Here is a 17,873-nt window from a genome sequence, read left to right as displayed (position 1 = left end):
TCGACCTGATCGACGACCGACAATTTAAAGGTCAACGTGTAGTCGCGCTGACTGCGCCTTTCACCCGTGTTCATTACTTCCTCCTGAGAATGGGTCAGAAGGTGTAAACCTTATTCAGGACGGGACACACGCAAGAAAAAGGGGAGACCCGTCGGCCTCCCCTTGGAGAACTTCGTCCTGGCTCGACGCTTGTGGCGCCGGCTCACCTCACGCCGTCTTCTGGACAGTGTGTAGCTCGGGGGCCGGCACATCCCCGGTGGGGGTGGCGACCGCGGCGGGCCTGATTGGGCGAGCCGCACTGGACTGTTTGTCCGAGCAGTGATTCTGGTGATAAGAATAGGCCGGGAGCGCCGGCAGAGGATTGCGAAGATTGCTTGATTAAACATCACTTGCGCAATTTTTAACCACGGATACATAATCCTCCGCAATAGTTACGACAAAGGACCGTTTGATGAGCAAGCTCGACCGTTACGACCTGAGTATTTTGGCGGAATTGCAGCGCGACGCGCGCATCTCCAACCAGGAGCTGGCCGAGCGCATCGGCCTGTCGCCTTCGCCGTGCTCGCGGCGGGTCAAGCAACTGGAAGACGACGGCTACATTTCCCGCCAGGTCGCCCTGCTCGACCGTAAAATGCTCGGCCTGAGCCTGACGGCCTATGTACTGATCGGCATGGACCGTCACACGCCGGAGCGTTTCGAAAACTTCGAAGCGGCCATCCGCACCCTGCCCCAAGTGCTCGAATGCAGCCTGGTGACCGGAATGGATGCCGACTATCAACTCAAGGTCGTGGTGCCGGACATGGATCACTACCAGAAACTGCTGCTCGGGCATCTGACCCGGATTGAAGGGGTGACCAGTGTGCGGTCGAGCTTTGTTTTGAATCAGGTGCTCAATAGCACTGAACTGCCGTTGACTCATCTGCGTAGCTAAGTAGCACTTCTGTAGGCGCCTGTAGGAGCTGGTAGGAGCTGGTAGGAGCTGGTAGGAGCTGTCGAGTGAAACGAGGCTGCGATCTTTTGATCTTGTTTAAAAGGCAAGATCAAAAGATCGCAGCCTGCGGCAGCTCCTACAAGAGCAGGTCGGTTGTCAGGCCGGGCGACGAATGACTGCGACACACCGACGCAGGTCAATACAGCGCGAACCCGCGCGGGCGTATACTCCCCGCGCCCTTTTAGCCACGCCCGCGCTGGAGATGTTCGATGGATCCTGCCGTTTTCGAAGAGTGGATGATGACCGGACTGGTCAGCATCCTGATCATTTTCATGGGTTTCATCGTCTGGGATCTGGCGAAGAAGTCCAAGGCCGGGCGCTTTGGCTCGTTCATTCTGTTCTTCGTGCTGGGCCTGGGCGTGGCGGCGTTCGTCATCAAGAGCGTGGTGATCGGCCTGATCGAGTCCGGCGCCTTATAAGCGCGCCGACACTTCTTTCCACTGTCCCTGATCGAGCCCTTCGATCGTCCAGTCACCGATTCTGACCCGTACCAGGCGCAGCGTCGGCAAACCGACCGCTGCGGTCATGCGCCGCACCTGGCGGTTGCGTCCTTCGCGAATAACCAACTCCAGCCAACTGGTCGGCACGCTTTTACGAAAGCGCACCGGCGGATTGCGCGGCCACAACTCGGGTTCGTCCAGTTGCCGCGCCTCGGCGGGCAAGGTCATGCCGTCATTCAATTCGACGCCGTCACGCAAGCGCTGCAACTGCTCGGCGCTCGGTTCGCCCTCGACCTGCACCCAATAGGTCTTGGCCAGTTTGTGTTTCGGATCAGCGATCCGCGCCTGAAGCTGACCGTCGTTGGTCAGCAGCAACAAGCCTTCGCTGTCGCGGTCCAGTCGTCCGGCCGGATAGATTCCCGGTACATCGATGTAATCCTTGAGCGTCGCGCGTCCTTCGCCATCACTGAATTGCGTCAGCACATCGAACGGTTTGTTGAACAGGATCAGTTTCGGCTCGGCCGGCGGCGCCTTGGCGACACGGCGCGGGGCTGAAGGGGAGGGTTTCGCGCCAGGGCGGCGGGAAACGGGGCGTTGAGGACGGGACATGGCAAAGAGAACATCTAACGGTCAGGGCTCACTATGCTAGTGGCCTGACCGTCAAATGACCATGACAACGATCAGCGGAACGGCGGCTCGTCGAAACTGCGCAGTTTGCGCGAGTGCAGTGAGTTGAGCTCGGTGCGCAACAGATCCACCGCCTCGATACCGATCTTCAAGTGCTGGCTGACCGCGCGCTCATAGAAGGCGTTGGCCGAACCCGGCAGCTTGATTTCGCTGTGCAACGGCTTGTCCGAGACGCACAGCAACGTGCCGTATGGCACCCGCAAACGATAACCTTGCGCTGCAATGGTGCCGCTTTCCATGTCCACTGCCACGGCGCGGGACAGGTTGATCAGCGGCCGTTCCTGGGCCCAACGCAGTTCCCAGTTACGGTCGTCGTAGGTCAGCACGGTGCCGGTACGCAGGCGCTTCTTCAGTTCGTCGCCCTTCTCGCCGGTGACGTTGGCCGCCGCTTGCTGAAGCGCCAGCTGCACTTCGGCCAACGCCGGAATCGGAATGTTCGGCGGCACCACCCGGTCGAGAATGCCGTCGCGACGCATGTAAGCGTGGGCCAGCACGTAGTCGCCAATGGTCTGCGACTGACGCAAACCGCCGCAGTGACCGATCATCAACCAGCAATGCGGGCGCAGCACGGCCAAGTGGTCGGTGATGTTCTTGGCATTGGACGGGCCGACGCCGATGTTGACCAGCGTCACGCCGTGGCCGTCACTGGCGATCAGGTGATAGGCCGGCATCTGGTAGCGGTGCCAGACCACGCCGGCGGCAATCGCCGAGGCTTCGCCGTGATCCATGCCCTTCTCGATGATCACATTTCCCGGCAGCACCATGCGCACGAAGCGCGGATCTTTGCGCAGTTGCTCCAGACCATGGACGATGAACTGGTCGACGTAGCGGTGATAGTTGGTCAGCAGAATCCACGGCTGCACATGCCGCCAGTCGCTGCCGGTGTAATGCACCAGTCGGCGCAGGGAGAAATCCACCCGCGCGGCATCGAACAGGGCCAGGGGCAGCGGATCGGTGTTTTCCCAATCGTACAAACCGTCGGCAATGCCATCGGTCGCGGCCGACAGGTCGGTACTCGGGAACACCCGCGCCAGCACGGCAGCGGTGACGCCGGAACCCCCCAGTTCATCGCCCTGCTCGACCACATACGGATACGGGATGTTCTGCTCGCTGACACCGACTTCCACGGTCACGGTGAAGTCGTGCATCAGCGGAACCAGCTGTTCCAGCAGGTACTTACGGAATGCCGACGGATGGGTGACCGTGACGCTGTAGGTGCCCGGCAACTGGACTTTGGCGTAGGCACGGGTGGTCTGCGGGACTTCGCCCTGGCAAAGGTAGGTCAGGCGCAGCTCGGGATAACGGAACTGCGCTCGCTGCTCGGCATCAGGCTCGACGCGATCCTTGAGGTAACGCTTGAGCGCCTGGCTCAGCGCGGTGGTTGCACGATTGTGCAAGAGTGCAAGCCGATCCACGGCTTGCTCGGCGGTTTGAACGACAATAAAAGCTTCGGTCACGATCAGCATCCTGTGTTCTGACTTGCAGACCTTCATCTTGCCTGCATCGTCGCTTCACGGGAACAGCCAAAAAAGATCGCAGCCTGCGGCAGCTCCTACAAGGGCTCGTCGTGCACCCGTAGGAGCTGCCGCAGGCTGCGATTTTTTAACCAATCAGTACCCTTGCGGGGTCGAGCGGGCGACAATGGTTTCTACGTCCAGGCCTCGTGGCAATGCGCCATACACTCGGCCGCCACCCACCAGACGACTGGCGATGAAGGCATCACTGACCACCGCATTCCCGGCCTCCAGCAACAACTTGGCCTGCAACCCCAAGGCGATGTCTTCAGTCAGTTGGCGGGCGCGGTATTGGATGTCGCTGGTGTCCTTGAAGGCCGCCTGCAATTGATGGATGTGCGCAGCCAGGCGCTTGTCGCCATGGCCATCGCCCAACTCACTGAACAGCGCGTCGAGCACACCCGGTTCTTTCGACAGGGCACGCAGCACGTCGAGACATTGCACGTTGCCGGAGCCTTCCCACGTCGAATTCACTGGTGCCTCGCGGTAAAGCCGCGGCAGGATGCTCTCTTCGACATAACCCGCGCCGCCCATGCATTCGGCGGCTTCGTTGATCATGGCCGGCGCCCGCTTGCAGATCCAGTACTTGCCCACCGCCGTCACCAGTCGGGCGAATTTGGCTTCCTGCGAATCGTCCAGATGATCCAGTGCCCGCCCCATGCGCAGGCTCAAGGCCAGGGCGGCTTCACTTTCCAGCGCCAGATCCGCCAGCACGTTCTGCATCAACGGCTGTTTGCTGAGCAGTTTGCCGCCAACCGAGCGGTGAGCGCAGTGATGGCTGGCCTGAGTCAGCGCCTGACGCATCAGTGAACTGGAACCGACCATGCAATCGAAGCGGGTCATGGCGACCATTTCGATGATCGTTGGAACACCCCGGCCCTCTTCACCGACCATCCACGCCAGCGCACCACGGAACTCCACTTCACTGGAGGCGTTGGAGCAGTTGCCGAGCTTGTTCTTCAGGCGCTGGATGTAGAACTGATTGCGTGTGTCGTCCGGGCGGTGACGCGGCAACAGGAAACAGGTCAGGCCCTTGTCGGTCTGCGCCAGTGTCAGGAACGCGTCGCACATCGGCGCCGAGCAAAACCACTTGTGCCCCACCAGCTCATAGGCCTGGCCCGGACCGCTGGCACCGACCGGATACGCCTTGGTGGTATTGGCCCGCACATCGGTGCCGCCCTGCTTCTCGGTCATGGCCATGCCGATGGTGACCCCGGCCTTGTGGGCCATGCCGACGTTGCGCGGATCGTATTCGGTGGCGAGGATTTTCGGCAGCCATTTTTCAGCCAGGTCCGGTTGCAGACGCATGGCCGGAACGCTGGCGAAGGTCATGGTCAGCGGGCAGCCACTGCCGGCCTCGGCCTGGCTGTGCAAGTAAGTCATGGAAGCGCGGGCCACGTGGGCGCCGGACTGCGGATGAGCCCAGGGCAATGAGGTCAAGCCATGCTCAACTGCCGTACGCATCAGTTCGTGATAGGCCGGGTGAAACTCCACCAGATCGATACGATTACCATACCGGTCATGGCTGTTGAACACCGGCTTGTTCTGATTGGCCAGGAACCCGGCTTCCATCAACGGGCCACCGGCCAGTGCGCCGTAGGCGTCGATCCGCGACTCGGCCCAACCGGCCCCGAAGCGCCGCGACCATTCCTGCAACGGCAAGTCGATGCGGTACAGGTTGACGCCGTCCAGTGACGGAGGCTGGTTGGTGACTTCGTGGGTTTCGGCGAACTGATGCAGGTTCATGACAGGGCTCCTTTGGTCGGCCAAGGGACTTCAGTTAAGCACCGCCCCTCGGCCGTTCAAAGTGTCATATCCGCCTAACTGTCGGCGCTTTCGCCCTGTTGCGAGCAGAGCACACGGCGGTAGAGGGCGGCCTGCAAGTCTTCGAATTTCACCGGCTTGTTCAAGTGATCAATCAACGCGCCGGTCGGGCAGCGTTCACGCTCGCCGCCCAGAGCGATCATGAACAACGGCAGCTCGGCATAACCTGGTAACGCGCGGATCTGGCAGCACACCGACTCACCGCCCTGAAGCGGCAACTGACAGTCGACCAGCACCGCGTCAAACACTTCGCGCTGCAAGAGATCGAGTGCGACATTGGCGCTATCAGCCGTACGCACGCGGAACCCCAGCTTGAGCAACATGCCGCGCATCACCAACTGGCTGATGCTGTTGTTATCCACCAACAGCACGGCACAATCCTGAGGCAAGCGCAGGCGCGGAAAATCCCGGGTCATCAACGGCATCACCGGACGTTCGGCCACCGGCAGCCCGACTTCGACATCCAGCTGAAACCGGCTGCCGCGTCCCGGCTCGGTGCGATGCGTCAGGCGTCCACCCAGCAATTCGACCAACTGTCGGCAAATCGCCAGGCCAACACCCAGGCCACCGTACTCACGAGTCATCGAGCCATCGAGCTGGAAGAACCGTTGATACATCGTGGCCTCCCCCAAATCAGTGAAGCCAATGCCCGTATCGATCACCGCGAAGGTCAACGCCAGCCGGTCGGGCTCAATGGCCTTGCCGGTCACCCGCAGGGCCAGGCCGCCGACCCTGGTGAACTTGATGGCATTATCCAGCAGACATTCCAGGCACTGCGCGATCTTGACGTTGTCGCCGTGCAAGCGATCCGGCACACCTGGGGCGATATCGACCTTGAAGTCCAGCGACTTGCTCGATGCGTTGCCCTCGAACTGCATGCGCAGTGCCTCGACCATGCCGCGCAAGCTGAAGATGTCGGCCGAGGCCTTGAGTTTACCGGCCTGCAGTTCGGTGAGGGTGAGGATGCCGTTGACCATGCGCATCATGTCCCGCGCCGATCCCGCAGCCGTCTGCTGATACTGCTCGAGCTCCGGGTCCATTTCGACCGTCTGCATCAGCTCCAGCGAACCGATCACACCGTTCATAGGCGTGCGCAGTTCGTGGGTCAGGGTGGCAAGGAACTCGTCCTTGAGCTTGTTGCTGCGAGCCAGTTGCTGGTTGAGCGCTTCAAGCTTCTGGCTGGCGTCGAACAGGGTTTGTGCCTGCTGCTCGCGCATGTCGTTGATGCGGTCGGCCAGTGCCAGGGACAGCAACGCCACTTCGATGGCCGAGCCGATCTGGCTGGAATACATGGTCAGGAACACGTTCGGCAGGTAGCCCAGCACCATTAGCGTATTGACGATGCCGCCGAGCAAAAACGCCGACCAGGCAATAATGAAATACCGCGCCACCCGCAGGCCCCGCAGCCAGGCAAAGATCCCGGCGGCAAAAATCACCACGGTGAACGTCAGCGCCAGTGCCGTGGCCAGGCGCAGGGCCAGGGCGTAACTGCTCATCAACGACAGTCCGACCACCAGCGCACCGAAGGCAACCAGCGCCAGCAACAAGCGGTCGAGCCAGCGACTGTGGGTAGCCATTTGCAGGAAACTTCGGGCGAACTGACTGCCGAACAACCCCGCACAGCCGATGAAAAACGGCGTCGCGGCGTTGGCCCACCAAGGGTTGTCCGGCCAGAAATACTGCACAGCCGCACCGTTTACCGACAGCTGATACAAGCCGAACGAGGCGATATAGAAGATGTAGTAGAGGTAACTGGTGTCGCGCACGCTGAGGTAGATGAACAGGTTGTAGACCAGCATCCCCAGCAGCACGCCGTAGATCAGCCCCAATACGTAGAGGCGCGCAGGCTGATCTTCGAGGTAGGCGGTGCTCGACCACAAGGTTACCGGTGCCTGGATCGAGCCTTCGCTTTGCAATCGCAAGAATACGGTTTCGGCCTGGTCGGGCTTGAACGTCAGGTCGAACAAATAGTTGTTCTGACGAATCTCGCGGCCGGCGAACGGCAAGGCATCGCCGGTCTGCCTGACCAACTGATAGTTGCCGGCCGCATCGGGCAAATAGAGATCGAGATGATCGAGGGGCGGATAGGCCAATTCCAGCAGCCAGGTCCGTTGCGCCGCCGGATTGGCCGGACGGTAATGCAGGTCGATTTTCAGCCAGAATACCGAACGCGAGTACCCGGCGTTGAGCGTGTCTTTCTGGTGCGTTTTGAAGTTGCCAGCCGCCGCTTGCGCACGGATATCCGCGATGCTCGCCTGACCACCTGCATCCTCGTAGACCTGCAGGGTTCGGCCCAAGGGGAGGCTTTGAGTGAACTCATCGAACTCGACGGCGTTTGCCAGGAGGGGCAAACACAACAGCAACATCAGCAAATAGTGCATTGAAGCCCCAGCGTGGCCTGTCCGGTTCTGTCAGGAAGCCCCCCATTCCTTTTGAGCAGACGTAAAACCGGTATTACCTGTTATTGGTTTGGATCCACTCTAGCATAGCCGTTGATAGCCATTAAACACCATTGAAATTTTTCCTACAAAGGCTCTAGAACGGGCGTTACAGCGCCACGGATTGAGTTAGAGCTGTTGGCTTGGTCAGAAAGATCAAAAGATCGCAGCGCAATCGGCTCCGATGCGTGCGCACACCGAAAAAACAGGTTTGGTGGTAAGCTCGCGCACCATGAATATCTACAGCTCTCGCCCCGTTGTCCTCTGTCTCTCCGGCCACGACCCAAGTGGTGGCGCCGGCTTGCAGGCAGATATCGAAGCCCTGCTCGCTCAGGGTTGCCATGCGGCTCCGGCCGTCACCGCCCTGACCGTGCAAGACACCGTCAATGTCACTGACTTCCGCGTCCTGGACCGTGAGTGGGTACTGGCCCAGGCCAATGCCGTGCTCAACGACTCCGAAGTCGCCGCGGTCAAACTGGGCATGCTCGGTTCCCTGGAAATGGTCGACACCGTGGTCGAACTGCTTTCGGCGCACCCGCACTTGCCGGTGGTCTGCGACCCGGTGCTGCGTGCCGGCGGCGGCGGACGCCTGGGCAAGGACGAAGTCGGCTACGCCATGCGCGAACGCCTGCTGCCCCTGTCAATCATTGCGACCCCTAACCTTCCCGAAGCCCGGATCCTCGCCGAACTGCCCGAAGGCACTGCGGACGAGTGCGCTGAAAAACTCCTGCCGTTCGTCAAACACCTGTTGATCACCGGTGGCCATGGCGACGAAACCGAAATCCACAATCGCCTGTACAGCCGCGACGGCCTGCGCGAAACCTTTACCTGCCAGCGCTTGCCGGGCAGTTATCACGGTTCCGGTTGCACCCTGGCCAGTGCGCTGGCCGGTCGTCTGGCCCAGGGCGAAAACCTCGCCAACGCCGTGCAGACCGCGCTTAACTACACATGGCGCACCCTGCGTGATGCCGAGCAGTTGGGTAAAGGCCAGTTTGTGCCGCGTCGTTTACCACTGGATTTCTGTTCGTAACTTCTATTTGCAATGCGCAGAGGCTTGTCCGATGAAACTACGTGGCCTGTACGCCATTACCGACAGTCAGTTACTGGCCGGTAAATTTCTTTCGTACGTGGAGGCGGCGCTTGAAGGCGGCGTCACCCTGCTGCAATACCGCGACAAAAGCAGCGACGAGGCCCGTCGTCTGCGTGAGGCCGAAGCCTTGCGCGGGCTGTGCGAACGCTATAAGACGCAGTTGATCATCAACGACGACGCCGAGTTGGCGGCCCGCCTGAACGTGGGCGTGCACCTGGGTCAGACCGATGGCCCACTGACTCCCGCCCGTGCTCTGCTCGGGCGTCAGGCGATCATCGGTTCAACCTGCCACGCGCAGCTCGAACTGGCCGAACAGGCTGCCAAAGAAGGTGCCAGCTATGTCGCCTTCGGCCGCTTCTTCAATTCGAACACCAAGCCCGGCGCGCCGACCTGCAGCCTCGAGCTGCTCGACCAGGCCCGCAAGCAGTTGCACCTGCCGATCTGCGCGATCGGCGGCATCACCCTGGATAACGCTGCCCCGCTGGTGGCCCACGGCGTCGATCTGCTGGCGGTGGTGCATGGCCTGTTTGGCGCCGAGAGCACGGCCGAGGTGACCCGCCGCGCCCGCGCCTTCAACGAATTGCTTTCTATTAAAGTCGCTTAAAATCTGATTTGAGAGCCCGATCATGTCTCGTTCCGAAACGCTGTTTGCCAATGCCCAAAAACACATTCCCGGTGGCGTGAACTCGCCGGTTCGCGCGTTCAAGAGCGTCGGCGGCACGCCGTTGTTCTTCAAGCACGCCGAAGGCGCCTACGTCACCGACGAAGACGACAAGCGCTATGTGGATTACGTCGGCTCCTGGGGCCCGATGATCCTCGGCCATAGCCACCCGGAAGTGCTGGACGCCGTGCGCAAACAGCTTGAGCACGGTTTGTCCTACGGCGCCCCGACCGAGATGGAAACGCAGATGGCCGACCTGGTCTGCTCGCTCGTGCCGTCGATGGAAATGGTGCGCATGGTCAGCTCCGGCACCGAAGCGACCATGAGCGCCATTCGCCTGGCCCGTGGTTTCACCGGCCGCGACAGCATCATCAAATTCGAAGGCTGCTACCACGGTCACTCCGACAGCCTGCTGGTCAAGGCCGGCTCCGGCGCACTGACCCAGGGTGTACCGAGTTCGGCCGGTGTACCGGCGGCGTTCGCCAAACACACCCTGACCCTGCCGTTCAACGACATCGACGCGGTAGCAACCATGCTCGCCGAAGTCGGCCAGGACGTGGCCTGCATCATCGTCGAGCCAGTGGCCGGCAACATGAACTGCGTGCCGCCGGCACCGGGTTTCCTCGAAGGCCTGCGGACCCTGTGCGACAAGCACGGCGTGGTGCTGATTTTCGACGAAGTGATGACCGGTTTCCGTGTCGCCCTCGGCGGCGCCCAGGCGTACTACGGCGTGACACCGGACCTGACCACCTTCGGCAAGATCATCGGTGGCGGCATGCCGGTCGGCTGCTTCGGCGGCAAGCGCGAAATCATGCAGCGCATCGCTCCGCTGGGCCCGGTCTACCAGGCCGGCACGCTGTCCGGCAACCCGCTGGCGATGGCTGCCGGCCTGACCACTCTGCGCCTGATCAGCCGCCCGGGCTTCCATGCCGAGCTGACCGACTACACCACTCGCCTGCTCGACGGCCTGCAACAGCGCGCCGATGCGGCCGGCATTCCGTTCGTGACCACCCAGGCCGGCGGCATGTTCGGCCTGTATTTCAGCGGCGCCGACGACATCGTCACCTTCGATGACGTGATGGCCAGCGACGCTGCTCTGTTCGGTCGCTTCTTCCATCTGATGCTGGAAGGGGGCGTCTACCTGGCACCGAGCGCCTTCGAAGCCGGTTTCACTTCGATCGCTCATGGCGAAGCCGAGCTGAAACTGACCCTGGATGCCGCCGAGCGCGCCTTCGCTGCCTTGAAATAACGCTGTGGCGCTGACGTTGGCCATTGCCGGCGTCAGCTTTCACCTACACGCCCGCCTGTATTCCTACAGTTTCAGCAAAAATCCCTCGCAAAACGGGTGATATATTTCCCGCGCAGCAGAAAAACGAGTAAAGACTTTGTAAGGTTGCCCCTGCTTATTTCATAATGCGCGCTTATTGGATCCCTCGATGGGTCCGCGCGCCCTTCAGAGGTAAGTCGATTCCCATGAACCGCACCGGCCGCACCCTTGCACTGGGCTGCCTGTTGCTTCTTCAGCCCCTGCTCGCGCACGCACAAGCAGGCGGCAACTCGTTGTTAATCCCAGCGATGGGTCGCTGCACCCTCAATACCCAGCCGCAAGACCTGGAACAGGCGCTCGCCGCCTGCCAGAAAGCGTCGGATGAAGGGGATGCACAAGCGCAATACGAGTTGGGTGAGTTCTACTACGAAGGTAAAAACGCGCAGCGCGACCTCAATCAAGCCCTGAGCTATTTCGAAAAAGCCTCGCTGCAAGGCCACGCCCAGGCACAATTCAAGCTCGGCACCATGTTCTTCCACGGCGAAGGCGTGCCGGCCAATAACGTTCAGGCGTACATCCTGCTGAAGATGGCGGCGGTCAACGGCGCCGAAGATGCCCTGGATACCGCCGACGAAGTCACCGAAAAGATGCCCCGCGAAGAACTCGAAGTCGCCACCCAGGTGCTCGGGCAAATTTTCCGCAAATATTTGATGGAATTGCAGAGCGCTGACGGGCGTACGCCTTTCGCGCCTCTTCCCTGAATACTGCAGACTTCGAGGTGGCTTGTTGTGGCGAGGGAGCTTGCTCCCGCTGGGGCGCGAAGCGGCCCTAAACCCTGCAATCGCACTCTGCCTGACACACCGCGCGTTTCGGTCTTGCGACTGCTTCGCAGCCGAGCGGGAGCAAGCTCCCTCGCCACAACAAGCCTCTCTAGCCGCTGCTACTTACTTCTCAGGCATTGGCATCGGAAACGGCATTACATTGCCGACCGCACCACGGGCTTCGCTGATTTTCGGTGTTCCCATACGCTCGACTTCGTCGATACGCACGATCGAATGCATCGGCACAAAGCTGCGCACCACGCCTTCGAACTGAGCCTTGAGCTTTTCTTCGCTCGGATCGACGACCACTTGCGTGCGCTCGCCAAAGACGAACTCTTCCACTTCCAGAAAGCCCCACAGATCACTTTGATAGATCTGCTTGGCGTACATTTCGAACACCTGGCCCTGGTTGAGGAAAATCACCTTGTAGATTGGAGCTTCACGTTTGGTCATGGCGGGCGAGCAACACATCGGGGGATAAAAATGAGGGCGCGAACTATAGCATAGCCATCGGACGCGCAGCGGTAGGAACCTGGGTACATGTTCCCTATAATGCGCGGTTCTTTGAATCAGATGATGACTCTATTCCATGGCCAAGAAGCTTTACATCGAAACCCACGGTTGCCAGATGAACGAGTACGACAGCTCGCGCATGGTCGATCTGCTGGGCGAACATCAGGCCCTGGAAGTCACCGCCCGCGCTGAAGACGCCGACGTGATCCTGCTCAACACCTGTTCGATCCGCGAACGTGCCCAGGATCGCGTCTACTCCCAGCTCGGCCGCTGGCGCGAACTGAAGCTGGCCAACCCGGACATGGTGATCGCGGTCGGCGGTTGCGTGGCCAGCCAGGAAGGCGCGGCCATCCGCGATCGCGCGCCGTACGTCGACGTGGTCTTCGGCCCACAGACCCTGCACCGCCTGCCGGAAATGATCGACGCCGCGCGCATCAGCAAGCTGCCGCAAGTCGACGTCTCGTTCCCGGAAATCGAAAAATTCGACCATCTGCCCGAACCGCGCATCGACGGCCCGAGCGCTTACGTGTCGGTGATGGAAGGTTGCAGCAAATACTGCACGTTCTGCGTGGTGCCCTACACCCGCGGTGAAGAGGTCAGCCGGCCGTTCGACGATGTGCTTGCCGAGATCATCCACCTGGCCGAAAACGGCGTGCGCGAAGTGACGTTGCTGGGGCAGAACGTCAACGGCTATCGCGGCCTCACCCATGACGGACGCCTGGCGGATCTGGCCGAACTGATCCGCGTGGTCGCCGCGGTCGACGGCATCGACCGCATCCGTTACACCACGTCGCATCCGCTGGAGTTCTCCGACAGCCTGATCCAGGCCCACGCCGACGTGCCGGAACTGGTCAAGCACCTGCACTTGCCGGTGCAGTCGGGCTCGGACCGCATCCTCGCCGCGATGAAGCGCAACCACACCGCACTGGAATACAAATCCAAACTGCGCAAACTGCGCGCCGCCGTGCCGGGGATCTGCATCAGCTCGGATTTCATCGTCGGCTTCCCGGGCGAGACCGAGAAAGACTTCGAGCAAACCATGAAGCTGATTGCCGACGTCGGCTTCGACTTTTCCTACTCGTTCATCTACAGCCAGCGCCCGGGCACACCGGCCGCCGACCTGGCCGATGACACTCCGGAAGAGTTGAAAAAAGAGCGCCTGAATGCCCTGCAACATCGCTTGAATCAGCAAGGCTTCGAGATCAGCCGACAAATGGTTGGTTCGATCCAGCGGATCCTGGTGACCGATTACTCGAAAAAAGACCCGGGCGAGCTGCAAGGCCGCACCGAGAATAACCGTATCGTCAACTTCCGCTGCGACAACCCGACCCTGATCGGCCAGTTCGCGGACGTGCACATCGATGCCGCGCAACCGCATTCGCTGCGGGGTTCGCTGGTGTAGGAGCGAGCCCGCTCGCGATGGTCGTCAACGATGACGCGTGCATCCTGAATGAACGAGGGGCATTCAAGCCCTTCGCGAGCAAGCTCGCTCCTACAGAGTCCGCGCCAGAGGCAGGAATCAGGCTGCCTGATTTAAGAGCTTTCGCGCCCACGCCACTGGCGCTATCCTTGATTCATCCCAATTGCCCCAGGGCGGCTAAATACGACCTTGAACGCACCCATAGAACCACATCGTTTCATCCTCGAGCCTTTTGAAGCTCGTCGCTTCGCCAATCTGTGCGGGCAATTCGACGAGCACCTGCGCTTGATCGAACAGCGCCTGACCATCGAGATCCGCAATCGCGGAAACCAGTTCGAGCTGATCGGCGAACCCAAACACACCACCTCCGCGGAAAACCTCCTGCGCCGCCTGTACCGGGAAACCAAGGGTACCGAGCTGTCGCCGGACATGGTTCACCTGTTCCTGCAGGAATCGGCCGTCGAACAGCTGGACAACCACGCCCCCGCCGAACCGTCCGTGGCCCTGCGCACCAAGAAAGGCATGATTCGCCCCCGCGGCTTGAATCAGGTGCGCTACGTGAAGGAAATCCTCGGTAACGACATCAACTTCGGCATCGGTCCGGCCGGTACCGGCAAGACCTATCTGGCCGTGGCTTGCGCGGTCGATGCACTGGAGCGCGAGCAGATCCGCCGCATCCTGCTGGTGCGTCCGGCGGTCGAAGCGGGTGAAAAACTCGGCTTCCTGCCCGGCGACCTCGCACAGAAAATCGACCCGTACCTGCGCCCGCTCTACGACGCGCTCTACGAAATGCTCGGCTTCGAATACGTCGCCAAGCTGATCGAACGCCAGGTGATCGAAGTCGCGCCGCTGGCCTACATGCGCGGCCGTACGTTGAACAACAGCTTCATCATTCTCGACGAAAGCCAGAACACCACGGTCGAGCAGATGAAGATGTTCCTGACCCGGATCGGCTTCGGCTCCACGGCCGTCATTACCGGGGACATCACCCAGGTCGACCTGCCACGCGGCACCAAATCCGGCCTGCACCATGTGATCGAAGTGCTCAAGGAAGTGCCGGGAATCAGCTTCACCCATTTCCAGCCCAAGGACGTCGTGCGCCATCCACTGGTGCAACGGATTGTCGAAGCCTACGAGCGCTTCGAAACTAAAGCGGCCGATGATGCCGCCGCCAAGGATAGCCGCCGCGATGCTTGAGCTTGACCTGCAAATCGCCACCCAAGCCCTCGCCCCCAGCGAAGCCGAATTCCGCCAGTGGTGCGAACTGGCTTTGCGCCAGCGCACCGCCGACTCGGAGATGACCATTCGACTGGTCGACGAAGCCGAAGGCCGCGAGCTGAACCACACCTGGCGGCAAAAGGATTACGCAACTAACGTCTTGTCATTCCCGGCCGATGTGCCGGATGAGTTCCTCGACATCCCGCTGCTGGGCGATCTGGTGATCTGCGTGGCCGTGGTCGAGCGCGAAGCCGCCGAACAGGGCAAGGAGCTCAAGGCCCATTGGGCACACCTGGTGATTCACGGCTGCTTGCATCTGCTCGGTTACGACCACATTGATGACGACGAAGCCGAAGAGATGGAAGCACTGGAACGAACGTTGCTTGCAGAACTGGGCTTTCCCGATCCGTACGCGGACGACGAAACCGACGCATCCCCTACCGAAACAACAAAGGATTCAGAGTAATCGCTATGAGCGAAGATCGATCGAGCAACGGGCAGAAGTCATGGCTGGGTAAGCTCACCCAGGCTTTTGCCCACGAGCCGAAAAACCGCCAGGAGCTGCTGGAGCTGCTGCGCGATGCACACCAGAACAAACTGCTGGACAGCGAAGCGCTGGCCATCGTCGAAGGCGCCATCCAGGTGGCTGACTTGCAGGTTCGGGACATCATGGTCCCGCGCTCGCAAATGGTCAGCATCAAGGCGACCCAGACACCCCGCGAGTTCCTGCCAGCCGTGGTCGACTCGGCCCACTCCCGCTACCCGGTGATCGGCGAAAGCCACGATGACGTGATGGGCGTGTTGCTGGCCAAGGACTTGTTGCCGTTGATCCTCAAGGAGAACGGCGACAATTTCAACATCAAGGACCTGCTGCGCCCGGCCACCTTCGTGCCGGAATCAAAGCGCCTTAACGTGCTGCTACGCGAATTCCGTGCCAACCACAATCACATGGCCATCGTCATCGACGAGTACGGCGGCGTGGCCGGTCTGGTGACCATCGAAGACGTGCTGGAGCAAATCGTCGGCGACATCGAAGACGAACACGACGTCGAAGAAGACAGCTACATCAAGCCGCTGCCCAGCGGTGATTTCCTGATCAAGGCCCTGACACCGATCGAGAACTTCAACGACTTTTTCGACAGCGAGTTCTCCGACGATGAATTCGACACCGTTGGCGGCCTGGTGATGAGCGCGTTCGGGCATTTGCCAAAACGTAACGAAATCACCGAAATCGGCCCGTACCGTTTCCGCATCCTGAACGCCGACAGCCGTCGGATTCACTTGCTTCGCCTGACGCCCATTGCTCGCTAAGGATTGAAATGCGCTGGACAACCCGCCCCGGCTGGCCCGGTAACCTGCTGGCCGTGGCGGCCGGTGCAATCACCACCCTGGCCCTGGCGCCGTTCGATATCTGGCCACTGGCACTGCTCGCCGTCGGCCTGTTCTATGCCGGTTTGCGCGAACTGAGCCCACGCCAGGCGTTGGGTCGCGGCTGGTGTTTCGGTTTCGGCCTGTTCGGTGCCGGCACCAGCTGGATCTACTACAGCATTCACCACTTCGGCGGCGCGTCGATGCTGCTGGCCGGCTTCCTGATGCTGATCTTCACCGCGGCGATTGCCTGGTTCTTTGCCCTGCCCGCCTGGATTTGGGCGCGCTGGCTGCGTCGCAATGAGGCACCGCTGGCCGACGCACTGGCCTTCGCTGCGCTGTGGGTTGGTCAGGAAGCTTTCCGTGGCTGGTTCCTGACAGGTTTCCCGTGGCTGTATTCCGGTTACAGCCAGCTCGATGGCCCGCTGGCCGGGCTTGCTCCCATCGGCGGGATGTGGCTGATTTCCTTTACCCTGGCCCTGACAGCTGCGCTGATCTACAACGGCTTGCGCCTGGTTCGCACGGGGCGTAAAGGCTTCATCGCTGCCGGTATATTGCTGCTGGTCGGCCCATGGCTGGTCGGTATGGCCCTCAAACATCATGCCTGGACCAGCCCGTCGGGGCCGCCACTGAGCGTCGCCGCCATTCAGGGCAACGTCGAACAAAGCATGAAGTGGGACCCGGCGCAGCTCAACGCGCAACTGGCTTTGTACCGCGACATGAGTTTCAGCTCCAGGCGAGCCGACCTTCTCATTTGGCCGGAAACGGCGATTCCGGTGCTCAAGGAGTCCGCCGAGGGCTACCTGAACATGATGGGCGGCTTCGCGGCCGAACGTAAATCGGCGTTCATTACCGGTGTCCCGGTGCGCATGGAAGTACGCCACGAGAAGCGTTTCTTCAATGGCATCACGGTTACCGGTGAAGGCGACGGCACTTACCTGAAGCAAAAACTGGTGCCGTTTGGTGAATATGTCCCCTTGCAGGACATGCTGCGCGGGCTGATCGCATTCTTCGACCTGCCAATGTCGGACTTCGCTCGCGGCCCGGCCGACCAGCCGCTGCTGCAAGCCAAGGGTTATCAGATCGCGCCGTTCATCTGCTACGAAGTGGTTTATCCGGAGTTCGCTGCCAGCCTTGCCGCCCGCAGCGACCTGCTGCTGACCATCAGCAACGACACCTGGTTCGGCACCTCCATCGGCCCCCTGCAACACCTGCAGATGGCGCAGATGCGTGCACTGGAGGCCGGCCGCTGGATGATCCGCGCCACCAACAACGGCGTATCCGGCCTGATCAACCCGTTTGGTCAGATTACCGATCAGATCCCGCAGTTCGAACGCGGCATCCTGTATGGCGAAGTGGTGCCGATGCATAACCTGACGCCGTACCTGGAATGGCGTTCGTGGCCATTGCTCATTGTCTGCGTGCTGTTGTTCGGCTGGGCGCTGATTGCGAGCCGGATGGCCAAGACCGTCTAGAAAAGATCGCAGCCTGCGGCAGCTCTTATCAAACAAAAAATAACCCATTGTTTTTGCTCTAAAAATTATCCAGCCATCACCAACTGCATGCCCAGCTTGCGCGCCTTGTGTTCCAAGGCGCGTAACTGTCGGCTGCGGCTTTTCGC

16 protein-coding genes are annotated in these 17,873 nt (G+C 60.8%); 11 read left to right on the top strand and 5 right to left on the bottom strand.

The window, feature by feature from the left end; genetic code table 11:
- The first annotated feature begins 451 nt into the window (after nt 1-451).
- A complete protein-coding gene (locus tag KGA83_RS25240) occupies nt 452-931 on the top strand; it encodes an Lrp/AsnC family transcriptional regulator (protein WP_007937367.1) in 480 nt (159 codons plus the stop codon).
- Between the two features lie 269 nt (nt 932-1,200).
- Nucleotides 1,201-1,410, top strand: coding sequence for a DUF2788 domain-containing protein (locus KGA83_RS25235; RefSeq protein ID WP_003185724.1), 210 nt, complete (start codon nt 1,201-1,203; stop codon nt 1,408-1,410).
- On the opposite strand, the gene KGA83_RS25230 is transcribed toward KGA83_RS25235, so the two are convergent.
- The 4 genes from KGA83_RS25230 to KGA83_RS25215 all read right to left on the bottom strand — a co-directional run bounded on the left by KGA83_RS25230 (nt 1,405) and on the right by KGA83_RS25215 (nt 7,837).
- Nucleotides 1,405-2,040, bottom strand: a complete 636-nt coding sequence (locus KGA83_RS25230) for a pseudouridine synthase (protein WP_108216362.1) — start codon at nt 2,038-2,040, stop codon at nt 1,405-1,407. The two genes, KGA83_RS25235 and KGA83_RS25230, sit on opposite strands and share 6 nt — an antisense overlap.
- A gap of 71 nt (nt 2,041-2,111) precedes the next feature.
- Complete coding sequence (amn, locus tag KGA83_RS25225) at nt 2,112-3,611, bottom strand: AMP nucleosidase (protein ID WP_177413224.1); 1,500 nt, start codon at nt 3,609-3,611, stop codon at nt 2,112-2,114.
- A gap of 117 nt (nt 3,612-3,728) precedes the next feature.
- A complete protein-coding gene (locus KGA83_RS25220) occupies nt 3,729-5,378 on the bottom strand; it encodes an acyl-CoA dehydrogenase family protein (protein WP_108216361.1) in 1,650 nt (549 codons plus the stop codon).
- Nucleotides 5,379-5,452: 74 nt separating this feature from the next.
- On the bottom strand, nt 5,453-7,837 hold the full coding sequence (locus KGA83_RS25215; protein ID WP_108216360.1) for a hybrid sensor histidine kinase/response regulator: 2,385 nt from the start codon (nt 7,835-7,837) through the stop codon (nt 5,453-5,455).
- Nucleotides 7,838-8,126: 289 nt separating this feature from the next.
- On the opposite strand from KGA83_RS25215, the gene KGA83_RS25210 reads away from it, so the two are divergent.
- The 4 genes from KGA83_RS25210 to KGA83_RS25195 all read left to right on the top strand — a co-directional run bounded on the left by KGA83_RS25210 (nt 8,127) and on the right by KGA83_RS25195 (nt 11,673).
- A complete protein-coding gene (locus tag KGA83_RS25210) occupies nt 8,127-8,924 on the top strand; it encodes a hydroxymethylpyrimidine/phosphomethylpyrimidine kinase (RefSeq protein WP_108216489.1) in 798 nt (265 codons plus the stop codon).
- A 31-nt stretch (nt 8,925-8,955) separates the two neighbouring features.
- Nucleotides 8,956-9,588, top strand: coding sequence for a thiamine phosphate synthase (thiE, locus tag KGA83_RS25205; RefSeq protein WP_108216359.1), 633 nt, complete (start codon nt 8,956-8,958; stop codon nt 9,586-9,588).
- A gap of 22 nt (nt 9,589-9,610) precedes the next feature.
- A complete protein-coding gene (gene hemL, locus KGA83_RS25200; RefSeq protein WP_223531145.1) occupies nt 9,611-10,894 on the top strand; it encodes a glutamate-1-semialdehyde 2,1-aminomutase in 1,284 nt (427 codons plus the stop codon).
- A gap of 224 nt (nt 10,895-11,118) precedes the next feature.
- Nucleotides 11,119-11,673, top strand: coding sequence for a tetratricopeptide repeat protein (locus KGA83_RS25195; protein ID WP_108216357.1), 555 nt, complete (start codon nt 11,119-11,121; stop codon nt 11,671-11,673).
- 183 nt (nt 11,674-11,856) lie between these two features.
- Here the strand turns inward: KGA83_RS25195 and KGA83_RS25190 are convergent, their stop codons facing one another.
- Nucleotides 11,857-12,186 carry a DUF1820 family protein gene (locus KGA83_RS25190; protein ID WP_008052403.1) on the bottom strand — a complete coding sequence of 110 codons (330 nt, stop codon included), beginning with the start codon at nt 12,184-12,186 and terminating at the stop codon, nt 11,857-11,859.
- Nucleotides 12,187-12,322: 136 nt separating this feature from the next.
- On the opposite strand from KGA83_RS25190, the gene miaB reads away from it, so the two are divergent.
- From miaB to lnt, 5 genes are all read left to right on the top strand, one after another.
- Nucleotides 12,323-13,648, top strand: a complete 1,326-nt coding sequence (gene miaB, locus KGA83_RS25185) for a tRNA (N6-isopentenyl adenosine(37)-C2)-methylthiotransferase MiaB (RefSeq protein WP_108216356.1) — start codon at nt 12,323-12,325, stop codon at nt 13,646-13,648.
- 207 nt (nt 13,649-13,855) lie between these two features.
- Nucleotides 13,856-14,863 carry a PhoH family protein gene (locus KGA83_RS25180; protein ID WP_108216354.1) on the top strand — a complete coding sequence of 336 codons (1,008 nt, stop codon included), beginning with the start codon at nt 13,856-13,858 and terminating at the stop codon, nt 14,861-14,863.
- The gene (gene ybeY, locus KGA83_RS25175) at nt 14,856-15,350 is read left to right on the top strand and encodes an rRNA maturation RNase YbeY (RefSeq protein ID WP_108216353.1); all 495 of its coding nucleotides are present in this window, start codon (nt 14,856-14,858) and stop codon (nt 15,348-15,350) included. Before KGA83_RS25180 ends, ybeY begins: the two co-directional genes overlap by 8 nt.
- A 5-nt stretch (nt 15,351-15,355) precedes the next feature.
- The gene (locus KGA83_RS25170) at nt 15,356-16,195 is read left to right on the top strand and encodes an HlyC/CorC family transporter (RefSeq protein WP_108216352.1); all 840 of its coding nucleotides are present in this window, start codon (nt 15,356-15,358) and stop codon (nt 16,193-16,195) included.
- Between the two features lie 8 nt (nt 16,196-16,203).
- Entirely contained in the window at nt 16,204-17,727 is a 1,524-nt protein-coding gene (gene lnt / locus KGA83_RS25165) for an apolipoprotein N-acyltransferase (protein ID WP_108216351.1), read from the top strand.
- Nucleotides 17,728-17,873: the final 146 nt, after the last annotated feature.

This window comes from Pseudomonas sp. GL-R-19 (genome assembly GCF_019956375.1).
GTDB lineage: Bacteria > Pseudomonadota > Gammaproteobacteria > Pseudomonadales > Pseudomonadaceae > Aquipseudomonas.
Note: the sequence above shows the minus strand (reverse complement) of the source record. Positions and strands in the feature narration are given on the sequence as shown.

Coding starts and splice junctions, on each gene's coding strand:
- miaB (WP_108216356.1), top strand. CDS start 12,323: ATGGCCAAGAAGCTTTACATCGAAACCCACGGTTGCCAGATGAACGAG.
- KGA83_RS25190 (WP_008052403.1), bottom strand. CDS start 12,186: ATGACCAAACGTGAAGCTCCAATCTACAAGGTGATTTTCCTCAACCAG.
- KGA83_RS25195 (WP_108216357.1), top strand. CDS start 11,119: ATGAACCGCACCGGCCGCACCCTTGCACTGGGCTGCCTGTTGCTTCTT.
- KGA83_RS25230 (WP_108216362.1), bottom strand. CDS start 2,040: ATGTCCCGTCCTCAACGCCCCGTTTCCCGCCGCCCTGGCGCGAAACCC.
- KGA83_RS25210 (WP_108216489.1), top strand. CDS start 8,127: ATGAATATCTACAGCTCTCGCCCCGTTGTCCTCTGTCTCTCCGGCCAC.
- KGA83_RS25235 (WP_003185724.1), top strand. CDS start 1,201: ATGGATCCTGCCGTTTTCGAAGAGTGGATGATGACCGGACTGGTCAGC.
- KGA83_RS25220 (WP_108216361.1), bottom strand. CDS start 5,378: ATGAACCTGCATCAGTTCGCCGAAACCCACGAAGTCACCAACCAGCCT.
- KGA83_RS25215 (WP_108216360.1), bottom strand. CDS start 7,837: ATGCACTATTTGCTGATGTTGCTGTTGTGTTTGCCCCTCCTGGCAAAC.
- KGA83_RS25170 (WP_108216352.1), top strand. CDS start 15,356: ATGAGCGAAGATCGATCGAGCAACGGGCAGAAGTCATGGCTGGGTAAG.
- KGA83_RS25240 (WP_007937367.1), top strand. CDS start 452: ATGAGCAAGCTCGACCGTTACGACCTGAGTATTTTGGCGGAATTGCAG.
- amn (WP_177413224.1), bottom strand. CDS start 3,611: ATGAAGGTCTGCAAGTCAGAACACAGGATGCTGATCGTGACCGAAGCT.
- ybeY (WP_108216353.1), top strand. CDS start 14,856: ATGCTTGAGCTTGACCTGCAAATCGCCACCCAAGCCCTCGCCCCCAGC.
- lnt (WP_108216351.1), top strand. CDS start 16,204: ATGCGCTGGACAACCCGCCCCGGCTGGCCCGGTAACCTGCTGGCCGTG.
- hemL (WP_223531145.1), top strand. CDS start 9,611: ATGTCTCGTTCCGAAACGCTGTTTGCCAATGCCCAAAAACACATTCCC.
- thiE (WP_108216359.1), top strand. CDS start 8,956: ATGAAACTACGTGGCCTGTACGCCATTACCGACAGTCAGTTACTGGCC.